Below are 23,105 nucleotides of genomic sequence, written 5' to 3'. Positions count from 1 at the left end.
GACTAAATTTGAACTGGTGCTTTCCATACTGTATCTGTAGCTCTTTAAATTTTTACTGGAGCGGTTCACGAACTAAGGGGAGCGGTCTACCTCGTTACGGGAGCGGTTCCCGAACTTATGGGAGCGGTCTAAGTCGTGACGGGAGCGGTTCCCGAACTTATGGGAGCGGTCTACCTCGTAACGGGAGCGGTTCCCCAACTTATGGGAGCGGTCTAACTCATAACAGGAGTGGTCTACTTTGCAACATTACTCACTAATTTTGGTGCTTCAAGTTCTGCTTCTAATTATTCAGTCATAATACAGGAGCAATCGCTTGACCAATACCTTTGAGAATCTGCAATATTTCATACACCTCTCTAGCAGAGGTAAACAGAGCAAACACCCGCGACAGATCGTATCGAGGAGTAGGTGTTTGCGTCAATTTAATAAATAAAATATCATCCCCGTTAGTCAGTATCGCAAACACAGGTTTATCAGGGTGAGGGTTAGCCATCAAATAAGCTAATGCTTGCGGCAAAGCTGACCAAACCGAAAGCGTAGTTTTTTTCGACTCTAACACTATGACCCACAACTGATTTTGCAGCACCAAAACATCAATCCGTCCACGCAGTACTTCTTCTCCATCATTTAGCACCAACTCTACTGATGATTCTGCGGCAATTTTAAAAGGAGGATCGTAAAATCCTGCTACTGCTAGTAAGGGAGACACCACCCACAACATCACTGTCCCCTCTAACAAATCTCCTTCGCCACGGTGATATAGATATCTGCGCCTGAGTACATCCAGGGAGGTTTTTTCAGCTTCAGTAATTTTAGGCAATTCCTCAGACCACTCTGGAAAAAACTGCTCGTCTTCAATTCGGGCTAAACCGAATCGAGTATGGGCATCCGTTAAGCTGGTAATCGCTTCTGTAATTGCTGCTGTCTGTGTCATAGCTTTTCACTTTACTGTTGCTTCCTATCCATATCAGCCATCAAAACAGCCAAACCTTGATTGGCATAAATCTTTCTTTTGGCGATCGCAGCTACTCAACTACTCTAAAATTAGATTACCCCAGCAAACAACCTCCAGATGACCAGAGAATTTAACGTCATTATAGAACGCGACTCTGAAGGTTATTTTGTTACCTCCGTGCCTAATCTTGCTGGATCGCGTCGCCACCCAAGCCAAATCTCTAGACGAACTGATAGAGCGGATTAAAGAAGCTATTGAACTTTGTTTAGAGGTTAAACAAGAAAACGCCGAAGCATTAGAGTTTATAAGTGTACAGAGGGTTTCTGTTCAGAAATAGGTAAAACTTACCCTTCTGGTGTCATGGATTCTCCTATATATAGTGTGAGTGTGAGATTATTTGATTTTTTATTTCACTGAAACTACTACAATTACTATTGATGCTAGATAATGGGAAGGCTTTGACATTTTCTTGCCATCTAGCCCAGGAAACAATAATTAACACTTATGCGAACTCACTATTGCGGCGAACTCCGAAAAGAACATATTGGAGAGACAGTTACCTTTTACGGATGGGTAGACCGTCGCCGCGATCACGGTGGTGTGATATTTTTAGATTTACGCGATCGCTCTGGAATTGTCCAAATCGTCAGCGATCCGCAACGCACCCCAGATTCATACGAACAGGCGAACGCCCTGCGAAATGAATATGTTGTCGAAATCACTGGTAGGGTAACGCACCGTCCCGAAGAATCCCTGAATCCCCGCATCCCAACAGGCGAGGTAGAAATCTACGCTGATAAAATTCAACTCCTCAATGCTGTTCGCAAACAGTTACCTTTCCAAGTTTCCCTAGCTGACACCGAAACAGTGCGCGAAGACTTGCGGCTGAAATATCGTTATTTGGATTTGCGACGCGAACGGATGGCGCAAAATTTGCAACTGCGTCATCAAATTGTTAAAGCCATGCGTCGTTATCTGGAAGATTTGGAAGGTTTTATCGAAGTCGAAACCCCAATACTTACTCGTTCTACCCCAGAAGGGGCGCGGGATTATGTTCTACCCAGTCGCGTCAATCCTGGTGAGTGGTATGCTTTGCCGCAATCACCCCAGCTATTTAAACAATTGCTGATGGTATCCGGCTTAGACAGATATTATCAGATTGCCCGTTGCTTTCGTGATGAAGATTTACGCGCCGACAGACAACCGGAATTCACCCAGTTGGACATGGAAATGAGCTTCATGTCCCAAGAAGAAATTATCGAACTAAATGAGAAGTTAGTTTGCCATATCTTCAAAACAGTTAAAGGAATTGAGTTACAGCGCCCTTTTCCCCGTCTCACTTACACCCAAGGGATGGAACGCTACGGTAGTGATAAACCAGATACCCGCTATGGTTTGGAATTAGTTGATGTCTCAGATATTGTGAAAGACTCTAGCTTCAAAGTCTTTCGGGACACCGTTAACAATGGTGGTATCGTCAAAATTCTGCCCATTCCCAACGGTAACGATGTAATTTCTAATGTCCGGATTAAACCAGGCGGTGACTTATTTAAAGAAGCTAGCGAAGCCGGTGCGAAAGGTTTAGCTTACATCCGCGTCAGGGATGATGGCGAAATTGACACCATTGGCGCGATTAAAGACAACCTCAGCGTTGAACAAAAACAAGAAATTTTACGCCGTACAGATGCAAAAGCTGGACATTTGCTGTTGTTTGGGGCTGGTGATGCTGCTACAGTTAATAAAACATTAGATAGATTACGGCAAGCGATCGCTAAAGAATTTGAGTTAATTGATCCAGAAAAAATCAACTTGCTGTGGATTACAGATTTCCCGATGTTCGAGTGGAATGCTGACGAAAAGCGCCTAGAAGCACTACACCACCCGTTTACAGCACCTCATCCTGATGATTTGAGCGACTTAAAAATTGCACGCGCCCAAGCTTATGACTTAGTACTCAACGGCGTGGAAGTTGGCGGCGGAAGTCTGCGGATTTATCAGCGAGAAATTCAACAGCAAGTATTTGAAGCGATCGGTTTATCTGCTGAAGAAGCACAAAGTAAATTTGGCTTTCTTTTAGAAGCATTTGAATATGGTACACCGCCGCATGGTGGCATCGCCTACGGTTTAGATCGTTTAGTGATGTTGCTAGCTGGAGAAGAATCCATTCGAGATGTCATTGCTTTTCCGAAGACACAACAAGCGCGTTGTTTGTTAACAGATGCACCTTCGAGTGTAGATGCTAAACAGTTGAAAGAATTGCACGTTGCTTCAACTTATAAACCAAAGTCTTAGTGAACTAGGGAATTGTCTGAGTAAGATTTGCTTGGGGTTTGAATCCCCATTCAAATCTTCCCAGTCAACCAGTATAACCAGTAACCAATGCCCAGTTCCCAATTCAATGAAAGTTTTGTTAGCTAATATTAATCATCTCGAAAGTGTTTCAGTACTATTTGATCGGTATCGTATTTTTTACAATCAGCGATCAAACCTGGAAGCTGCCAAGGAGTTTCTTAAAGAACGTTTCAAGAAGAATGACTCGCTAGTGTTTGCATAACCAGGTATAAAGTAATGAATTATTTGACCAAAACGGCAGATTCTTTGTCACCAATTTAAATTCTTCTACATCACTTGTTCAAGTAATTTCTACAGCTTCATATCAGATTCCTCTAGAGCGAAGCTTACAAGCATGAAGAACTTGACCTATAATTTGTCGCTGGGGTTCAAATAATCTGTCGCTTTACAAAAACGCTATAAAAACGAAATTGGCAAGGAATCCCCTAAAAAAAAACCCGCCGTAGCGGGTTACACAACAAACTAAGAACATTGAAAACTTGATTTAGCTGGAATACCTCATCTCAGCTTCCAGTTGACGAATCAGTTGTTCGTCGCCTTTTGCTCTGGCTACTTGCAAGCGATGCTCTAGGCTTCTTTGAATATTTTCTCTGTGAGCTTCTTGTGCTTTCCTGGTTCTTTGTAGTCTACTTTGATTCATAGTGATTAACCTCTTAATTTTTTGTTTTATGTCTTGTATCTTTAATATAACAGATATTTTGTAGCTTTTGCTACAGAAATTTCTATCTTAATGTATATTTTACAAAAACATGTCTAAGAACCAGATAGATCAACAACCACTCCTAACTTTACTGAGCGATTTCGGCGATCGCGATGTTTATGTAGGCATAATCAAGGGAGTCATCGCCCAACTCAACCCCAGACTGACGGTGATAGACTTAACGCACCAAATTCCGCCGCAAGACATCGCCGCAGCCAGGTTTTGCTTGATGAATGCTTATGCCTATTTCCCAGTTGGGACAGTGCATCTGGCAGTAGTAGATCCGGGTGTGGGAAGCAAGCGACGAGCGATCGCAGTAGAATTTGCTCAAGGGTTTCTGGTAGGCCCAGATAATGGTATCTTCAGCGGGGTACTCAGTCAAAGTCCAGCGATCGCAGCCGTTGAACTCACAAATCTTAACTATTGGCGAACTCCTCAACCAAGCAAGACTTTTCACGGTAGGGATATCTTTGCACCAGTGGGAGTTAATCTTGCTAGTGGTGTTTCTCTCAAACAGCTAGGACAAGAAATTGATCCAGCAAGTTTGGTAAAGCTAGATATAGGCGAGTGTAAGCAGACAACCAGTGGCATAGTGGGTTGCATTCAATATATTGACAATTTTGGCAACTTAGTGAGTAATATTGCAGGGAGTTACGTACAAGGCAAAACTTGGTGTGTGCAAGCTGCTGGGTTGAGAATACCAGGCTGTGAAACTTACAGTGATGTCAACGTGGGAGAGATAATAGCTTTAGTTGGCAGTCACGGCTGGGTAGAAATTGCTATTAATAGCGGCAATGCTCACTCGCAGTTACAGTTAGATTTGCAAGAAACGCTTCAAGTTGTGCTAACTTAAATACCGCACCTTGTGAGTGTCGCATCAAGAGAAACATTAAAGTTATATCCTCTTTCCACAGTTGGTAGATGTCCTCACGAAACATTCACCCTTGATTTTGATTTGTAACGCTAATTCAGCAGTTAGTACTCAAGAAAAAAAGCTAATTAACCCAAGTTGCGGGTTATCGGACAGAGGAATGCTTTTCATCCCAAGGTTCGTGTGATTAATGCTAAGTTAATTTAAAATCACATCCACCCTCCAACTTCCGCGTCAGTTAAAGGTTTCTCTAACTTGGTATATTCTGCCTGAGCAGCCCGCAACACATGTTTCATCTGCACTGGTTCCCCAGCATCGGCAGCTATAAAAGCTGCATTTAAGGCTATGTTACGGATATTACCCCCAGCGACATTTAGCCGTGCCAGTTGCAGAGCATCTAAGTCTGCGGTTGGGGTGTCGGCTGGAAAGACGCGTCGCCAAATCTCGGCTCGTTGCGTTGTATCTGGGAAGGGGAACTGCACTACGAAGCGAATCCGCCGCAGAAAGGCTGTATCAATTGAACTCTTCAGGTTAGTAGTCAGGACTGCTAAACCTGGGTAGCTTTCCATGCGTTGCAATAGATAGCTGACTTCGATGTTTGCATAGCGATCGCGGGCATCTTTGACTTCACTGCGTTTGCCAAATAAAGCATCAGCTTCATCAAATAACAAAATCACCCCGCCTTGTTCTGCTGCATCGAATACCCGGCGGAGATTCTTCTCTGTCTCCCCAATATATTTGCTGACTACCGATGATATATCAATACGATAAAGGTCGAGGCGCAATTTACGGGCCAGCACTTCTGCCCCCAAGGTTTTACCTGTGCCGCTAGCACCTGCAAATAGAGCGCTGATTCCCAATCCCCGCGCACTCTTGCCACCAAAACCCCAATTGTTATATACAGTACTTCGTTGACGGACATGAGCCGCAATGTCCCGGAGAACTTGTTTCTGTGCCTCTGGTAATACCAAGTCCTCCCAATCACCAGATGGCTCAATTCGCTGGGCGAGTTCATCCAAGCGGGGACGTGCTTGTACCCGGCAGGCATCCCATAAAATGCTAGTGATATCGTTTTCTGGTGTTTGTGCTAATTGTCCTGCGGCTTCTACACAAGCAGCGCGAATAGTTGCGGCACTTAGGTTAAACTGATCCACTAGGGTTTTAACTTGCCCGTTCATTTGCGGTGCGATCGCACTTAGTGCATCTTGCCAAACTGCACCTTGTTCTTTGATAGTTGGTTGATGCACGTCAAAGTTAACTACCAGGCGTTGTGATAAGCCTATCCGTTCCCGACTCGTAACGATTAAAAAGCCCTTTGTGCATTCCATGAAACGAGCGATCGCATTCAGCCGCGCCGGCTCATTGGTGTCCAGTTCGTTGCAGTCTAGAAGCAAGGCACTGTTACTTAAAATCGTCTCGCGAGTCCACAGGCGGATGAGATTATCCAACTCGCTAGATCCTAATGGAATGACTTGTACAGGCATTACCCACAAGCTTAAGCCCTGGAGTTGACAAATTCTGGCGGCAATGGCGCGTTTGCTATCCGTTTCTTTACTACATAACTGGATAATTGGCAAGCTATTAACCTTGTAAGCTTGTGACCAAACTGCTGCTACTCGCTCTGCTAAATCTTGGTGCGAGGGGACTAAATCACTAACCTCTTGTAATGGTTCAATGATGCCAGCTAGCCGTTCGTCAAGATATTGAATGCCCGTGAGATAATGTAAAATCCGCTCCTCAATTCTTAGGGGACTGAGGGTAAGGGAATGACCTTCACCAATTTGAATTAACCGCCAATGACGTAAGGGAGCATTTGGAGCGATCGCATCCCAGTGGACGTGAGGTAAAGCTGCCAGAGCTAAACTCAAGGTTGGGTAAGCTCGTTGTGAATCGCCGTTTATTGTAGCACACAATTTCACAAAATCTCCATTCAATTCCATCCCTGCACACAACAGCAACAAATCACGTTCAAAGGATGAGAGACGAAACATTTTGCATACTCTCTCCAATGCCGATGGTGCAGGCATAGCAGCAGCTGCTTCCTGTAGCGCTTGCTGTAAATATTCTTGGTTTTTCTCCTCTGGTTGATTTTGCTCCCTTGCCGTGTGATTTTCCAAAATACCACACACCAACGCTAGGGCTGCTGATAGATAGCGGTAGTTTGCCTCATTCCAATTATGATTAATTGTTGTAGCATTCATAGAATTGTCACCTGTGGCGAATCATATTCTCCAGACTGATTCTTGTGCAGTGGACTTTGTGCCCCATCTACCTGCACCCGGACAATATAAGTTCCTGGCTTGACATTTTTGACAGGAATAGTGATTGCATCAGTATCTTCGGTGCGTGATCCAACCAAGAAAGAGTAAGCTACCGGACTATTACCTGACACTTCATTGAGTAACAAAACTACCCGCTGTGCCTCACCAACTTTAGGCTGGAATTTAACGGTAATTTCTGCTGCGCGTAAATTGTCGCCGCTATTTTCCACTTGAGTGACGAATGCTGTAATTGTTGGATGCAGGACAAAAGCCGCAACGTTTGATTCAACTAGATGATCCGTTTGCCCTGCATTGCCCATTGTTAGATGTACAACTTGGACACTCTGCACACTTGCGTATAAATTTGGCGGGACTAACAGGCTGATCTGTGTTTCTTTGACTTCCTGAGGTACTATTAATGTCTCCGTATTACCCAAACGAACTTGTGTGATCTTACCGCGTAACCGCTTCCCACGAATTACTAATGTTGTGCCTGCAACAATTATTTGATCAGTCTTTGCCGGAGCCATAACTTGCTCTATATTCGGTTGAGACAAGGGCATCATGTAAAAACTTTCAGACTTCTTGTCATTGCTACTCTCAATCAATATCATTGACGCCAGATAGGTAGCTGAAGGTCGATAGTGCGTTTGGAAAGCAGACCATAACTTAGAAGTTTCTTCCATGTTAAAAAACTCTGGAGTCAGTTTGATCTGCCCAATTTCTTCAGCTAAATCAGATACAGATACACCTGCCACAGCTTGCGAAAAAGCACTTGAGGTATTGGTTGTAGATGCATTTATCAGAGTATTCTTAATAATATCAGATGTAATAACTGATGTTTTGTGTAATAAATGCATTGCATAGCCTAGTAAAAGCTCCGCCTGAAAATCCTTGGCTCCGTAAGCTGTTATTAGGTAGTGGAGGTCAAGAGCTAGTGGTGGAGTCAAAGAGCGCGGGTTTCCATTAATCTGTGAGTGCCTGCTCCGAAATTCCTGAGATACCCAATCGACATTGCGATTCTGCGTCACTTGATAGAGAAAGAGGTTCAGTTGAGCACGTTCGTCAGCTTCAACTGAAATTCGATCAGGCGGTAGGGCAGTTACAATTACATCACCAACACTAGCAGTGATCGGATCACTGACTAAACCATTTTCCAGCAAGACTTTTAGTACTGCTGTCACGGCGGCTATAGAGAGCACATTACTCATTCTCATTCCTCATGGCAATAGCACGTATCAATCATCTATGTCAGAGCAAATTGACAAAATATATTTTGCAAAACTTGAAATATTCTGTAACGGAGACTATCTGCACGGCATACAAAAGCACATTAATAACTACTAGTCTGTCAAGCTTGACTTGCTAGGTTCGTAGTTTGCGTTTTAGTGATAAACTGCAAACTACGAACAATCCCACCTCTCAATTACTTCTTGATCCACTACTACTTCTTAGCAGATAAGCAGATAAAAAGAACCTTAATTCGATGAGTAGAGTCTGCTATAGCTCAAAATGATTAAAAAAGAGTCACGCTGACGACCCTCGTCGAATTTGCGTTAAGTTAACATCAGGAACAAATTTCAACTGTCATCGGTCTTAATTTTAAACATTTTATCAAATTGCTAGGATTACTTTTATGTTAATCTAAGTATAATTAAAAATATTGGTAGTATAAATTACGAATATTTATTTAGTTTACGAAGCAAGCACTTATATTTGTAATACTAGTACTATCTCTGACTAAAGCTAACACTTTAAAGTAACTAGGATGGGTTGCCCAGATGAAATCCCCACCTTCTTCAAATTCTTGGATTGGCCGTTTCGTAGGTGATAATCAGCGATACCATTTAGACCGACGGTTAGGCGGGGGTGGCATGGGAGAAGTCTTCCTGGCAACGGACACCCGTGTAGGTCAGCAGGTAGCGTTGAAGTTGCTCAAAGATACGCTAGTGGCATCACAAGAAATGAGAAAGCGTTTTGAGCGTGAGGTGGCAGTTTGTGCTGCTTTGCAAAGTGACCACATTGTTAAGATTAGTGACTGTGGAGTCACCCCGGAAGGTTTTCCATTTTATGTAATGGAATATTTGCAGGGGCAAACGCTCGGACAACTACTGCTGCGTGAAAAGCGGCTATCTGTTGAACGGACGGTGAAGATTATGGCGCAGGTTTGCAAGGGTCTACAGCTTGCCCATCAAGGAGTTACTCTCCGACGGGATGGCGGAAAAACCACTGAACATATTCAGGTAGTTCATCGTGACCTGAAACCAGACAATATATTTTTAGTGCCTACAGATTTGGGAGAGTGGGTAAAGGTTTTGGATTTTGGTGTTGCCAAAATTCGGAGTGAATCTTTAGAAAATTCCAACATTACAAATATAACTAGTACATTTATCGGGACATTTCGTTACGCACCTCCTGAACAAATCCAAAGTGATAAAAACCTGGACGCTAGAGGTGATATTTACAGCTTAGGGATTATCCTTTATGAAATGCTGAGTGCAGCCGACCCATTTGGAATCAGCATTAAAGGTAGTCATATCAGTGAAGCTTCTTGGGTATTAGCTCATGCTTATGAGCCACCGAAACCACTGCGATCGCAACCAGGGTGTGAGAATTTACCCGTACAAATAGAAGCGGTGGTGATGAAATGCCTCCACAAGAACCCAGCTAACCGATTTGCGACAGTAGAAGAACTGAATCAGGCTTTGCAAGCTGCTGCCAAATTTGTCACAAGGACTACTGTACCGGAACAGATTACTGGGCAATCGCAACCTCCCTACAATCAAGGTTCAAATCACGAAACTGTTCCGAGACAATCGAACGACGACACTATTATTCGTCCTCCATCTGCATCCAATCAAGATTCAAATAACGAAACCGTTCCGAGACAGTTTAACCCGATTGAGCAAAAACAACCTGAGTCAAGCGTTCCTCCCCTTCAGGCTGGGCACAATCAAGGTTCAAATAACGAAACCATTCCGAGACAGTTTAACCCAGTTGAGCAAAATCAACAGAGTCCTGTGAATAATCCGAACGCTAGCAAACCGGATGTAACGTTGTATCAACCGCGACCTGCGTCTAATCAAGGTGGGCAACAAGTGCCACCAGATAAGACGTTGTTTCAACAACGACCTGCATCTAATCAAGGTGGGCAACAAGTGCCACCAGATAAAACGTTGTTTCAACAACGACCTGCATCTAATCAAGGCAGACCACAAGTGCCAACAGATAAGACCTTTTATCAACAAACACATGAATCTAATAAAGGAAGACCAAAATATCCCAAATAAGACACTATTTACCAACCAAAGCTAAATGAGCAGTTAGCTACGAGAATTACTCCCAATTTCTTGCGAATCCTGGGAGTGGTCTTAGCTATTGGGCTGACTTTAGGATTAGTAATCTATATATATACTCAATTTCAACCTCGTAAACAGCCAAGCAACCAGCAAGGTTTGCCTAATAACGAACAGACTCAGAACTAAACCTCATCTATGTTGAAAACCGTAGTTTTTGCCCTCACCCTAAATCCCTCTCCCTACTTGGGAGAGGGACTTATTTCCGGCTCCCCTTCTGCCAAATTTGGGAGAAGGGGCTGGGGGATGAGGGTTTTTCTTTTCATACCGAAAGAACTACAGTTTTCAAGGTAGACGCGGTTTAATTAGCTAATTAGCAATGAACTACCCCGCCCATCTAAGAAGATGGGCGAGGTTTTTGACGCTTCATTTCGGCTAGTTGCTTAAACCCACCGCATGGGTAGAAGTAGAGCTATCCGATTCTGCCTCAAGACTAGCGGCACCGCAATTGAAAAGCATTTCCAGCCTCTGGCTGGAAACGAGGTTTTAAAAGGGTTTGGGCTGAAGTTGACACCAATGGACCGCGCTGGCTCCCCAATGCACTGGCTCGTCTACACGAGGCAAAACCCACCTGCGTGGGTTTCAAGCCCTGAGTTTTTCCTTAGTCCGCGCAGGCTAACTACCCTGCGAGAAGGCTTTGACTACCTTTGTATAGCCAAGCCAGTGCGATGGTCGCGAAGCGAACCGCCTTCTCTACGAGACGCTCCGCGAACGGCATCGCAATCCGGTTCGGTTAAGATTTCCCCGCCCGATCCCCTTAAAAAGGGGGTAAAAGAATGTTGCAAACGACATTTATTAACTATATTCATCCCAAGCCACGGGAAAGGAATAATCTGAAAACGCCGAGAAATTCTGATTGTTGCTGCGGGTTTCTTCATCCAGAACTTTGATAACTTTGTTATAAATGTCTTGTGCCTGCTGTGGGGAATCACCGATGCTGGTTAATCCCAACTTGCCAAACTGCGAAAGACAACCTATAAGATGAAACACTGTGCCTGTTTCACTACCGCTGTCAAAGTGCAATCTGTGTTCAGCGATGATATCCATCAAATTATTCGGTAATAATCCTTGATAGCGCTCTTTTTGCAGATTATCAGTGGCGATGTAGTATTTTGGACGACCTTGCTGAGTATAAAATAAACCCGTGGAAAGGTCATAGCGACCGTTCGTTAATAATTTCAGGGTCATAAATGGATGAGTAGTGCCGCCTTTACGCAGGTTAATTTCGATCGCCTGAATATCCCACTCTCCGTTACCCTTATCAACGGCGATAAAATCTAATCCAAATCGCTCTAAAGTACCTTTCTCTGCTAGTTTTCTGCCAACTTGTAATCCCAATTGCTGTAATTGCAACCGATAGCTTTCATCAGCTGGGAAGCGACAACCAAGATAAATCTGACCGTCTGGGCCTCCGAGAATTTGGTCGTGGGTTGAAAGGATTTCCACTTCGCCATTGGGTGTGATCCTTCCTTGGACGCTGGGCGATCGCTTAATTTCCCCTTCCACAAATGCTTCAGCGAGCGCCCCTAACTCAGGCATTTTTCCGGAAAAACTATCCCAATTCTCTTGTTTTGCTTGAAAGCGCATTGTTGAGAAGCGATCGCTAATTGCTGCTACCCTTTCGGCCCGAGTCCCTTTGCCTGGTGCTACATTCTCAATTGGTCTAAAGTCTAGCAGCGCATTCCCTTCTCCAGAAATGCCTTCGTTAAGTTTCACTACTACCCGTTTTAATGTCGGTTGGCGTTCCCACAAATCACTAGTAGCTTCTGCCAAATCTGTGTGGTTCCAAACTTTTTCGGTGCCATCTGGATAAGGTATTCCACTTTCGGCAAAGATTTGCCGACTGCCACTTTTTGTCCCCCAAATCTGTAAATCTGGTGCAGCAGCATACAGTGGTACACCTAATTTTACAGACAATTCGCCTTCCCACTGCGTAGAGTTGTAGCAGATCATAAACGATTTGTCTAGCCTCAAAGCTTGATGAATCCGCTCTAGCAGGCGGGGGCGTTCTAAAATCTTTTGGCTTAGAGGCTTAAGGGAGGAATCGTAAGTAGAAAGTAGCAGCAAGCGATTGCGAGCATGAGAAAAGGGAATTCCTGGCAAAAGTTGCAAGTAATAATCAATGATACTAGGATGCAGTGGTACTGATGTCACATAAATCAGCCGAGTTTGGGGATTCTGCAACCGGATCAAGGAAAATAGTAATCTTTCTTCATAATGCTCGCAGCCTTCGATCTTTTGGAGTTCGCCCTGGTCGATACTCAGAGAGGGAATAATTAAAATATCTGCTTCACTATTGTCAAATAGCTCGCTCGTTTTCCAGCGATCGCGTAGAGTTAATTGTAAGTTGCGAAACTTTTCAATTTGTTCTAACTCAGAAATATTTTCTATTGCCATAACCCCAGCCCTCAAATGATTTCAATGTAGCGCACCATGCAGGCTTTTGGATTATTAGTTTCAGGACTAGTCGTCAGATACTTTTGTAAGGAGTTTAGTCTGCAAGAAGATAGCTATGCAGATATCAGCCAAAATAAATATTAAAATTAACGAAAATCGATGGCATGATCGTAAGTATTTTTGCAAACACGAAGTAAGAAAGTATAAATCTTTATTTTTATTTCTCGAAAATCGCCCGATTATTGAGCCAATAGATATGATTATAGACTAATTAAGTTTAAGTAACTATCATTTAATTAATTGATTCTCCGTCTTAAGGTTGAGTAAAATTCAGTTTTTTTACCTCTAAGGAACGATAAAGTCGAGCAATATAATAGTAAACTTGAAAGCAGGTGAAAACGAGAAATTCTTCATCAGATGAGAGTTATGTACTTGTTTTTCGTAATCAGCTTCATAGCGTGTATCAACTGTGAAGATAAATGATCTAAGCCGTGTTTAGTTGCTAGCAATAAGTACGTTTGGCAACTATTGGTGTGTATAAACGCCTAAAATTGCAAATGGCATGTGAGAGCCAAAGCAAAAAACAAACCTTGGATCGAAAATTCTATCCGAGGTTTAGTTTTGGAATGAGAATTGCTGGGGGAAACAAGGAGAACACGGGGAATAACCAATAGTTCGACACCGCTCAGTACAAGTGCCCCATGCCCAATTCAATATTCAATATTCAATTACCAAGACAAAACCTATGCCTAAATCAAAAGAGAAAAAATTACAACCGCCACAGGAACAGCAAACACCAGGTGTTGAATCAGAAATGACACCAAAACCCAAAGCAGATGATGAGCAGTATCGGGGTAGTGGCAAGTTACAAGATAAAGTAGCATTAATTACGGGTGCAGATAGTGGTATTGGTCGTGCTGTAGCGATCGCATTTGCTAAAGAAGGTGCAGATGTGGCGATCCTTTACTTGAATGAACACGACGATGCCAAAGAAACAAAACATTTGGTAGAAAAACAAGGGCGTCGTGCAGTAACTATCGCAGGCGATATTGGTGATGAAACTTTTTGTCAGCAAGCTATACAACAAACAGTTGGTGAATTTGGCAAACTCGATATTCTGATCAACAACGCCGCAGAACAACATCCTCAAGAAAGTATCGAGGAAATTACCAAAGAGCAACTAGAGCGCACTTTCCGCACTAATATATTCTCGATGTTTTTCATGACTAAAGCTGCACTCAAGCATTTACAAGCAGGTAGTTCTATCATCAACACTACATCGGTAACAGCTTATAAAGGTAATCCACAACTACTAGATTATTCTTCCACAAAAGGTGCGATCGTTGCCTTTACTCGTTCTTTATCACAAAATTTGATATCAAAGAAAATTCGCGTTAATGCTGTTGCACCAGGCCCAATTTGGACACCTTTAATTCCCTCAACTTTCCCCGAAGATAAAGTTGAAAGTTTTGGAAAACAAGTACCAATGGAACGAGCCGGACAACCAGAAGAAGTTGCTCCTAGCTACGTATTTTTAGCCTCTGATGATAGTTCTTATATGTCTGGACAAGTTTTACATGTCAATGGTGGAGAAGTTGTCAATGGCTAAGTAAAATAGTTAGGAGTCACTCGATTTTGGATAATGGAATTGACCCCATGCATTAATGCACTTGCTCTGGATGATGAAGTTTTTTCATTTCTCCACGACTCTTGTCGCTTGTGGAAGCTTTTTTTAGATTCTAGATTTTAATTTAATCCAAATTCTATTATCTAAAATCTAAAATTATCTCGGTCATTCAATTTGGGATTTTAAGTTTTTCCTTCAATCCCAAATTCAAAAACCCAAGTTGGCATTTAAAATTTAGAGTTATAAATTTTTAACTTTTAACTCCTAACTCTACCGAATTTACAATGTTTAAATTTTGGATAATGGAATTGAATATTCTTGCGCTCCATTATTTAATGTATGTTTGTTCGCGCCGCATCTCTAAGAGTTGCCCCCAAATCAAAACACAAGAATAATTCTATCATCCCAAATCCAAAATTAATTGACTTGCCCCTGACTTGATTGCTGGGGTCAATCTAAAATCTAAAATCCCAAATCCAAAATTGATTGACCCTAATTGTCTTCCATTGGAGGGATGAGTCAATGTGGAAATATTGATAATCTGTCTAGCAGTAAACATTTAAGAAATAATAACTACGTCTATGGCATCTCCTACACCCCTGCATGGCACGGAACTAGTAGATTGTGCTAGAGCAAATGCCAAGGAAGGAATTGAAACTGCTGCTTATCAATGTGGCTATGGTCAAGACCTCAACAAATTTGCACGAGAACTGAGACAAGCTTGTGAAGAAATGAATTTACAAGTGAAGGAACTCAGCGGATTGATTACTGACCAGGATGCGATATTACAATTGGGTACTGGCGAAATTGTTGCTCCAGATACGGAATCAGAATTGTAAAACTTAAGAGTGAGCAGTGAGGAGTTAGGAGTGAGGAGTTTTGAATTAAAAAAATATTTAACTCATAACTCATAATTCATAATTTTAAAATTACCCGCGCTAAATTGAAGTAAATCAAAACGCCAACAACATCAACTGCTGTGGTGATAAATGGTGCTGACATTAATGCCGGATCTAAACGAAGGTAGCGAAATAGAAACGGCAATGCTGAACCAGAAATAGAAGCTAAAATAGAAATCGCTACCAGACTAACGCCTACAGCGATCGCAACTTCTAATCTTCCTTGGAGATAATAAGCCCAGACAGTAGCGATCGTACCTAACATTCCTCCCAATAATACCCCAGCGATCGCCTCCCGGCCGATTACCTGCAATACGCCAAGCGATCGGATTTCATCGGTATTCATCCCGCGAATCACGACTGTGGAAGACTGGGCACCCACATTACCACCAGTACCAGTCAGCAACGGCATAAACGCTGTCAGTGTCACCACTTTTGCTAACAAATCTTCTTGTGACTTAATAATTGTTCCTGTGATGGTATTGGTTACAAGTAAGACCAATAACCACACAACCCGCTTCCGAGCAATTTCCAGTAAATTCATCTGAAAATAATTGTCGCCTCCCGACTGCACACCACCCAAGGCATAGATATCCTCGGTGGTTTCCTGTTGCAGAATATCAATCACATCATCCACGGTAACAATACCTACTAGACGCTGTTCCCGATCTACCACAGGCACAGCCAGAAAGTCATATCTTTGGATTAATCTTGCAACTTCTTCCTGGTCTGTATCAGTGTGGACAAACACCACATCACGGGTCATAATTTCGCCAATAATTTGCTCAGGCTCAGATGTGACCAACTCTCGTAACGAGACAATTCCCGTTAAGCGCCTTTCTGCATCAGTGACATAAAGATAATAAATCATCTCACTGGCATTAGCAAAGTTGCGAATTCGCTCTAGGGCTTGAGATCCTGTAAAGTTTTCTTTGAGCGAGATTAACTCTAGCGTCATGATTCGCCCAGCAGTATCAGCTTCATAACCCAATAGTTGGGCTGTAGCTTGACGTTCTGCTGGACTCAGTTGTTCTAGAAGGCGATTGACGACTTTTGCTGGTAATTCATCAAATAACCTAGCTCGGTCATCTGGCGACATTTGATCAACAATATCGCGGACTTCCTGGCTTTTAAGTTCCTCGATTAACCGTTCTTGAACACTGTAGTCGAGATATTCATAAACCTCTATAGCCTCATCCTTAGAAAGCAAGCGAAAAGCTAAAGCGTGCATTGCTTTTGGTAAACCCTCAATCGCCTCGGCAATATCCGCAGGCTGCACAGATACGAGAATAGCTTTTGCTCCCTGCAAGTCTCCCGCTTTTAGGAGCATTTGCAGCTGAGTCCGCACTAAATCTCGCAATTCCCTGCGTGAGACATTCTGGATGATAGAGCTTAAATTGTTTGTCTCAGTCAAAGTCCACTTTCCTCAGCCAGTTTGAACAAGGTTGCTGCCCCTAGTCTAGGGGAAAGTGGGAATATAGAACGTCAAACTTGTAATTTTTTCGACTTTGAGTAAATTGAAACTTTTTGTAACTTAAGGAAATAATCAGGATTTCGGACGCTGCGCGAACGCTGGATAGTTTACTTACAACAGGGTGAGGAGAAAAGTACGATCATCGGGTAATTCCAGCAGATTGTGTTCCCTACCTTAAATGCACGATTGGTGAGGCTTTTGCAAAACTTTTCGCTCCACTGACTTTAGGTTAGTAGTATACCTCTGCTGGTTCTTGCAACAAAGATATGAATTTCAGTCAATATCAAGCAAAGATAAATAATATTTTTTCAAATCTTTAAATATAAAAAATTTATCTTTATACAACTTTTATACAAGTTTCATACAAGTTTTATATAACTTTTATTTATCTGGCTCAAAAACATGGGATTATTCGATAGGTTGACAAGTTTATTTAAAGCTCATCAAAAATTTGATATTCCTTTAAAAAGGTATATATCAATGTGAATTTTTAAATAAAGTTTCACAAAAAAGATAGACATAACACTGTGCTCTAGTGTCAAATATGTAGTTGATTAATCTAAGAACAATACTTAAACTAAAATATGTAAATTTATTATTTTTAACTACTTAAGTATGTATCTGCCCTGATTGGGCGTTGCTTCACTCAAACTTAATGCACCTGCATATCAGTAAGGTTAGAAGCTTTCAATAATGGTGATTTATAATTTTTGTTTGATTAAATTCACCAAATTGAATTTATATATATCAAAAACTCAGAAATTTGTCGAAAGAAAATAAAGATTCATAAGGACTTATACGCCCTTCAAGTAATCTTTAGTATTTCTTGTCATACACATTTTTCTATATATCTGTTTCTAGAGAAGATATAGGAAAATATATCACGTCATGCTCTTTTATTTTTATGTTGAGCTAAATAGGCAGCACAGTAGTAAAGCAGATGAGGGAAGGAGGATATATCAAAGGAATAATTTGTATCAACAATTAAGTTAAATCGGATCAGCATTCATTAATAAATATATTAGTAAGCTAATCTTTATTAGCTTACTAATATGTTGAAACCTAGCATGATTACGCATTTAAACCTTGAAAATATTAAATATAAAACTAATCCTAAAGTATTGATTATGGCATTAGTTTTAGTAGCTCTATTGTAAGGCATATATCTCAATGAATTCACAGAATAAACAGTTGTCAACATCTGTAAGTCCAACAATTGCTGCTCCATCATCTGGTCTAGATAAGGCACAACTCAGTATTTCCGGGTCTAGCAGCAGCATACTCTCTCAAGGAGATGGACTCAAAGCACAATACTACGACAACAAAGACTTCACCAACCTGAAGGTAACTCGCACAGATCCGACGGTGAACTTTAACTGGGGCCAAGGTTCTCCAAATCCATCCATAGGTGCTGATACCTTCTCAGCGCGTTGGACAGGTCAGGTGGAAGCCAAGTACAGCGAGACTTACAAGTTCTACACCACTGCTGATGATGGTGTACGACTGTGGGTCAATGGTAAGCAAATCATCAATCAGTTTGTCAATCAATCTGCCACAGAATCCAGTGGCTCGATCGCACTGGTTGCAGGTCAGAAGTACGATATTAAACTTGAGTACTACGAAAATACCAACTTTGCCGTTTCCAAACTGGCTTGGTCAAGTTCCTCTCAGACCAAGGAAATCATTCCCCAGTCCCAACTCTATAGTAATGTCAACACACCTGCTAATGGTAATGGACTCCAAGCCGAGTACTACGACAACAAAGACTTCACCAACCTGAAGGTAACTCGCACAGATCCGACGGTGAACTTTAACTGGGGCCAAGGTTCTCCAAATCCATCCATAGGTGCTGATACCTTCTCAGCGCGTTGGACAGGTCAGGTGGAAGCCAAGTACAGCGAGACTTACAAGTTCTACACCACTGCTGATGATGGTGTACGACTGTGGGTCAATGGTAAGCAAATCATCAATCAGTTTGTCAATCAATCTGCCACAGAATCCAGTGGCTCGATCGCACTGGTTGCAGGTCAGAAGTACGATATTAAACTTGAGTACTACGAAAATACCAATTATGCCGTTTCCAAACTGGCTTGGTCAAGTTCCTCTCAGACCAAGGAAATCATTCCTCAGTCCCAACTGTATTCACCAGTCCTTCAGTCCACTATCACCTTAGGATCATCTTCTACGACTGTGAACGAAGGCAGTGGTAGTGTTACCATAAATTTGCTGAGAACTGGTGATTTAAGCAGCACTTCTTCAATCAAGTATGCAACCATAGCTGGTACTGCCAAAGCAGGAATTGACTACGGAAGTGAAGGCACCGAAAGCGGTGGAACACTTATTTTTGCGGCGGGACAAAGCAGCAGACAGATATCCATTCCGATCAATGACGATTCATTAGCAGAACCAGATGAAACTTTTAATTTTGTGATTGATCAGCCAGGGGGGGCAACACTAGGACTCCAAAGAACTATTGGAATTACGATTCAAGATAACGATCGCTCTAGCCTCGATTTCACTCAGCCAGTAGTTAATGAGGGTACGGGTACTGCTACGGTGACAGTTACACGGGGTAATGCCTTGGGGGCTGCTAGTCTGGACTACATAACTGTGAATGGGACTGCTAAAGCTGGATCTGACTACAAGGCTGTATCTGGAACCTTAGCCTTTGCAGCAGGACAAGCCAGTAAGAATATTCTTATCCCCATTATTAATGACACCGTTGGGGAGCAAAATGAAACGTTTACTTTGAAGTTCAGTAAGGCCGTTGGAGTACAACTAAATACTCAACAGACAACGGTCACTATTATCGATAATGACTCTGGTAACTTTGCAGTAGATACGGTAGCTTCTGGTTTGACTCAACCTACAGCTTTTGACTGGACATCTGACGGTAAGCGCATGTTCATTGCCCAGAAAGATGGGGTAGTGCGAGTTTTGAACAACGGCACCTTATTATCAACACCATTTATTGATATTTCTAGACAAGTTAATGATACGCGCGATCGCGGTTTGTTAGGCATTGCCGTACATCCAGATTTTGGCAAAAATCCAAATGGCAACAACTATGTTTACCTGTTGTATACCTACGATCCACCAGAAACCAATCCAAACAATTCTAAGAACAATCCCAACAGCACATTGGACGATCCCGATCAGAATGGGAATCGGACTGCACAGCTAATTCGGGTGACAGCTGACCCCAAGACTAATTACACTACTGCCATTGCTGGCAGCCAGGTTGTGCTGCTGGGTACTAATGCCAGTTGGGATAATATCAGCCACCCAGATGGAAATAGTACAAATGTCTCACTTGGCTACGCACCATCAGGAATTATCAACAAAGATACTGGTAAGCGGTTTACCAGCTTGCAGGATTATCTGAATAATCTCGATAAAGTCGAAAATGTCCAGAATTTTATAGCCAACGATAGTGAATCTCACTCAGTTGGTTCTGTGCACTTTGGTACTGATGGTTCTCTGTTTGTGAGCGTAGGAGATGGCACTTCCTACAATGGGGTAGACCCCCGAGCAATTCGCGTTCAGGATGTGAATAGTCTGTCTGGCAAGATCCTGCGGATTGATGCGATTACTGGTAAAGGCTTATCAAATAATCCTTTCTACAACGGTGACCCCAATAGCAATCGTTCCAAAGTTTATGACTTAGGTTTGCGTAACCCCTTCCGTTTCACAATTGATAAAAAGACTAATACCCCTGTTATTGGTGATGTTGGCTACTATCTTTACGAAGAGGTGAATGTCGGAAAACCAGGAGCTAACTTTGGCTGGCCGTTCTATGAAGGTGGCCTTGATGCGAATAACAATATCGTCAGCCTGAAACAACCAAACTATGATGACCTAGATGCAGCGAAAGCCTTCTATAGTAGTGGCAAAACTGTTACAGCACCAGTTTACACTTACAAGCATTTTAGTTCCAATTCGATTGTTTTGGGTGACTTTTACACAGGCAATACTTTCCCCTCAATCTATCAAGGTGCCTTATTCGTTGGTGATTTCAGTCAAGGAACTATCGATGCTTTGACATTCGATAGTCAGGGCAAATTTGTCTCAACTAAGCGGTTTGCTACCCTGACAGAAAAACAAGGAGTGGCTGTACAAATCACTACTGGACAGGATGGCAATCTGTATTACGCAGACATCGCCAACGGCAACATTGATCGCTTCCGACCTGTTTAGAGATGACATAACAGTGAACAGTCATCTGACTGACTGTTCACTGATTTTGGTCAAGATAACTTTGTCAAAAATCCCAACAATTTTTTGGTATTTGATGTCAAGAGTGTATGACGATAAGCATCAGCTGCTTTTTTAATAGCTTCGGCTTGAGTGGGATAAGGATGAATTACACTGCTTAACTTACTCAAACCGATCTTATTCACAATTGCCGTAGTTACAACTGATATCATCTCACCCGCATGACTGGCGACAATAGTTGCACCGATAATTTGATCAGACCCCTTTTTATGGTGGATTTTGAGAAATCCTGACTCTTCACCATCTGCGATCGCTCGGTCTACACTACTAAAAGGGATCTTAATTGTCGTCACCTCAATACCCAACTTCTGCGCCTCGTATTCGGACAACCCTACATGGGCAATTTCTGGGTTAGTATAAGTTACCCAAGGCATCACTAGACTACTAAGTTTGGAGCGTCCTAAGCCAAAGGGAGAAAACAGCGTATTTTTAATCACAATCCGCGCCGCTGCATCGGCAGCATGGGTAAACTTCCAGTTCATGCAAATATCACCAGCTGCATAAATTTTGGGATTGGTCGTCTGAAGATAATCGTTTACCTTCACACCTTGGCGCTGATCATATTTTACCCCCACTGCTTCTAAATTCAGACCTTCCACATTTGGCGATCGCCCCGCACCGACTAAAATTTCATCTACTGTTACCGAATCTCGATGACCATTGGAAGAAAAGTAAAGCCGTTTCCCCTGAGTAACTGTTACCACTTCTTCCAACTTGGAATTTAGTACCATGCGAATTCCTTCGCTAATCAAAACGTTTTGGAGAATTTCAGCAGCCTCAACGTCTTCTTTATTCAGAAGATGAGAACCGCTATGGAAAAGTACCACCTCAGAACCCAAACGCCGGAAAGCTTGTGCCAATTCGCAACCAATGGGGCCGCCACCAATCACCGCCAAACGTTCCGGTCGTTGAATCAGGGAAAAAACCGTCTCATTAGTTAGATAACCCGCCTTTTCAATTCCCGGAATCGACAGTTGTGCAGCCCTAGTGCCAGTAGCAATTACAGCTTTTTTAAACTGGAGGGTTTTGTCACCAACTTCCACGGAATTTTTACTCGCAAATCGACCGCTACCCAAAAATACATCAACACCCAAGAATGAGAAGCGTTCCGCCGAGTCGTTATGGCTGATACTAGCCCTTACCCGCCGCATCCTTGCCATGACTTTGGGAAAATCAACATCAATATTATTATGTTGGGGAATATTAACTCCCAAGTCTTTAGCATCCCAGATTTCGCCAACAACACGAGCAGAGCGAATAATAGTTTTAGATGGTACGCAACCAACATTTAAGCAATCCCCACCCATGAGATGCTTTTCAATTAACGCCACTTTTAAACCCAAATCCAGACCTGCCGCTTCCGCCGCCACCACTAATCCCGCCGTACCAGCACCAATTACTACCAAGTCGTAAACATCTGCCGGTTGAGGATTAACCCAATTTGGCGGATGGACCTGAGACACCAACTTTTGGTTATACTCATCCATTGGGCGAACTGTGACTCTCTCTAAATCTGAATTGGACATTGGTGGAACCTCATTTGAGAATTAAAAATGCTCAAGTCAACGCCTTTGCGGTATTCAAAATTAAGAATCCCGATAAATTTAGGCGGCTCAATCTTTTATTTTTAATGGTTGTTTAACAACGAATACAGTCTTTGAACTGTTTTGTCCGTCTGGAATTGACAGATTCTATTAAAGTTTTCCTAATTAAGCGATCGCAGCAAACAAAAACTAACCCTGAAGTAACTTCCGTCAACTCTGAAGCAGCTTCCGCGAACCCTGAAGCAGCTTTTGCGAACCCTGAAGCAGCTTTTGCGAACCCTGAAGTAGCTTTTGCGAACTCTGCATCTAATCTTAAAAAATGGCGTTAAAGAGGGGTCTACCTTGAAAACTGTAGTTCTTTCCGTATGAAAAGAAAAAACCCTCATCCCCCAGC

15 protein-coding genes are annotated in these 23,105 nt (G+C 42.5%); 8 read left to right on the top strand and 7 right to left on the bottom strand.

Features of this window, described 5'->3' with window-relative positions; translation table 11 throughout:
• Window positions 1-292 precede the first annotated feature (292 nt).
• Window positions 293-934, bottom strand: a complete 642-nt coding sequence (locus tag Q0541_RS08095) for a type I restriction enzyme HsdR N-terminal domain-containing protein (protein ID WP_298907986.1) — start codon at window positions 932-934, stop codon at window positions 293-295.
• A gap of 187 nt (window positions 935-1,121) precedes the next feature.
• Between Q0541_RS08095 and Q0541_RS08090 the strand changes: the two genes are divergently transcribed.
• The gene (locus tag Q0541_RS08090; protein WP_298907983.1) at window positions 1,122-1,292 is read left to right on the top strand and encodes a type II toxin-antitoxin system HicB family antitoxin; all 171 of its coding nucleotides are present in this window, start codon (window positions 1,122-1,124) and stop codon (window positions 1,290-1,292) included.
• 167 nt (window positions 1,293-1,459) lie between these two features.
• A complete protein-coding gene (gene aspS, locus Q0541_RS08085) occupies window positions 1,460-3,247 on the top strand; it encodes an aspartate--tRNA ligase (protein ID WP_298907978.1) in 1,788 nt (595 codons plus the stop codon).
• A 544-nt stretch (window positions 3,248-3,791) separates the two neighbouring features.
• Here the strand turns inward: aspS and Q0541_RS08080 are convergent.
• Window positions 3,792-3,947 (bottom strand): hypothetical protein, encoded by a 156-nt coding sequence (locus Q0541_RS08080; RefSeq protein WP_298907975.1) that lies wholly within the window; start codon window positions 3,945-3,947, stop codon window positions 3,792-3,794.
• A 109-nt stretch (window positions 3,948-4,056) separates the two neighbouring features.
• Here Q0541_RS08080 and Q0541_RS08075 point away from each other — a divergent pair, with 109 nt between their 5' ends.
• Entirely contained in the window at window positions 4,057-4,860 is an 804-nt protein-coding gene (locus tag Q0541_RS08075; protein ID WP_298907973.1) for an SAM-dependent chlorinase/fluorinase, read from the top strand.
• Between the two features lie 227 nt (window positions 4,861-5,087).
• Here Q0541_RS08075 and Q0541_RS08070 read toward each other — a convergent pair whose 3' ends face one another.
• Both Q0541_RS08070 and Q0541_RS08065 read right to left on the bottom strand, forming a co-directional pair.
• On the bottom strand, window positions 5,088-7,079 hold the full coding sequence (locus Q0541_RS08070) for an ATP-binding protein (RefSeq protein WP_298907971.1): 1,992 nt from the start codon (window positions 7,077-7,079) through the stop codon (window positions 5,088-5,090).
• Complete coding sequence (locus tag Q0541_RS08065) at window positions 7,076-8,350, bottom strand: DUF4255 domain-containing protein (protein WP_298907970.1); 1,275 nt, start codon at window positions 8,348-8,350, stop codon at window positions 7,076-7,078. Before Q0541_RS08065 ends, Q0541_RS08070 begins: the two co-directional genes overlap by 4 nt.
• 570 nt (window positions 8,351-8,920) lie before the next feature.
• Between Q0541_RS08065 and Q0541_RS08060 the strand changes: the two genes are divergently transcribed.
• On the top strand, window positions 8,921-10,429 hold the full coding sequence (locus Q0541_RS08060; protein ID WP_298907969.1) for a protein kinase: 1,509 nt from the start codon (window positions 8,921-8,923) through the stop codon (window positions 10,427-10,429).
• 861 nt (window positions 10,430-11,290) lie between these two features.
• Here Q0541_RS08060 and Q0541_RS08055 read toward each other — a convergent pair.
• Window positions 11,291-12,892, bottom strand: coding sequence for a peptide ligase PGM1-related protein (locus Q0541_RS08055; protein ID WP_298907967.1), 1,602 nt, complete (start codon window positions 12,890-12,892; stop codon window positions 11,291-11,293).
• A gap of 745 nt (window positions 12,893-13,637) precedes the next feature.
• Between Q0541_RS08055 and Q0541_RS08050 the strand changes: the two genes are divergently transcribed.
• Window positions 13,638-14,501 (top strand): SDR family oxidoreductase, encoded by an 864-nt coding sequence (locus Q0541_RS08050; RefSeq protein WP_298907965.1) that lies wholly within the window; start codon window positions 13,638-13,640, stop codon window positions 14,499-14,501.
• Between the two features lie 599 nt (window positions 14,502-15,100).
• On the top strand, window positions 15,101-15,358 hold the full coding sequence (locus Q0541_RS08045; RefSeq protein ID WP_273768621.1) for a hypothetical protein: 258 nt from the start codon (window positions 15,101-15,103) through the stop codon (window positions 15,356-15,358).
• Between the two features lie 76 nt (window positions 15,359-15,434).
• On the opposite strand, the gene mgtE is transcribed toward Q0541_RS08045, so the two are convergent.
• Window positions 15,435-16,832 (bottom strand): magnesium transporter, encoded by a 1,398-nt coding sequence (mgtE, locus tag Q0541_RS08040; RefSeq protein ID WP_298907963.1) that lies wholly within the window; start codon window positions 16,830-16,832, stop codon window positions 15,435-15,437.
• 1,230 nt (window positions 16,833-18,062) lie between these two features.
• Between mgtE and Q0541_RS08035 the strand changes: the two genes are divergently transcribed.
• Window positions 18,063-21,089, top strand: a complete 3,027-nt coding sequence (locus tag Q0541_RS08035; protein ID WP_298907961.1) for a PA14 domain-containing protein — start codon at window positions 18,063-18,065, stop codon at window positions 21,087-21,089.
• Window positions 21,090-21,139: 50 nt separating this feature from the next.
• On the opposite strand, the gene Q0541_RS08030 is transcribed toward Q0541_RS08035, so the two are convergent.
• Window positions 21,140-22,693: a mercuric reductase gene (locus tag Q0541_RS08030; RefSeq protein WP_298907958.1), complete on the bottom strand. Its 1,554-nt coding sequence runs from the start codon at window positions 22,691-22,693 to the stop codon at window positions 21,140-21,142.
• Between the two features lie 131 nt (window positions 22,694-22,824).
• Between Q0541_RS08030 and Q0541_RS08025 the strand changes: the two genes are divergently transcribed.
• Window positions 22,825-23,040 carry a hypothetical protein gene (locus Q0541_RS08025; RefSeq protein ID WP_298907955.1) on the top strand — a complete coding sequence of 72 codons (216 nt, stop codon included), beginning with the start codon at window positions 22,825-22,827 and terminating at the stop codon, window positions 23,038-23,040.
• Window positions 23,041-23,105 lie beyond the last annotated feature (65 nt).

The organism is uncultured Nostoc sp., assembly GCF_937863485.1.
Taxonomy (GTDB): Bacteria; Cyanobacteriota; Cyanobacteriia; order Cyanobacteriales; family Nostocaceae; genus Nostoc.
This window is presented reverse-complemented; position numbering and strand designations above follow the sequence as displayed.

What these genes read in the sequence shown, in the direction of transcription:
- aspS (WP_298907978.1), top strand. Translation starts at nt 1,460, where the DNA reads ATGCGAACTCACTATTGCGGCGAACTCCGAAAAGAACATATTGGAGAG.
- Q0541_RS08050 (WP_298907965.1), top strand. Translation starts at nt 13,638, where the DNA reads ATGCCTAAATCAAAAGAGAAAAAATTACAACCGCCACAGGAACAGCAA.
- Q0541_RS08030 (WP_298907958.1), bottom strand. Translation starts at nt 22,693, where the DNA reads ATGTCCAATTCAGATTTAGAGAGAGTCACAGTTCGCCCAATGGATGAG.
- Q0541_RS08070 (WP_298907971.1), bottom strand. Translation starts at nt 7,079, where the DNA reads ATGAATGCTACAACAATTAATCATAATTGGAATGAGGCAAACTACCGC.
- Q0541_RS08060 (WP_298907969.1), top strand. Translation starts at nt 8,921, where the DNA reads ATGAAATCCCCACCTTCTTCAAATTCTTGGATTGGCCGTTTCGTAGGT.
- Q0541_RS08035 (WP_298907961.1), top strand. Translation starts at nt 18,063, where the DNA reads ATGAATTCACAGAATAAACAGTTGTCAACATCTGTAAGTCCAACAATT.
- Q0541_RS08095 (WP_298907986.1), bottom strand. Translation starts at nt 934, where the DNA reads ATGACACAGACAGCAGCAATTACAGAAGCGATTACCAGCTTAACGGAT.
- Q0541_RS08055 (WP_298907967.1), bottom strand. Translation starts at nt 12,892, where the DNA reads ATGGCAATAGAAAATATTTCTGAGTTAGAACAAATTGAAAAGTTTCGC.
- Q0541_RS08045 (WP_273768621.1), top strand. Translation starts at nt 15,101, where the DNA reads ATGGCATCTCCTACACCCCTGCATGGCACGGAACTAGTAGATTGTGCT.
- Q0541_RS08065 (WP_298907970.1), bottom strand. Translation starts at nt 8,350, where the DNA reads ATGAGTAATGTGCTCTCTATAGCCGCCGTGACAGCAGTACTAAAAGTC.
- Q0541_RS08080 (WP_298907975.1), bottom strand. Translation starts at nt 3,947, where the DNA reads ATGAATCAAAGTAGACTACAAAGAACCAGGAAAGCACAAGAAGCTCAC.
- Q0541_RS08075 (WP_298907973.1), top strand. Translation starts at nt 4,057, where the DNA reads ATGTCTAAGAACCAGATAGATCAACAACCACTCCTAACTTTACTGAGC.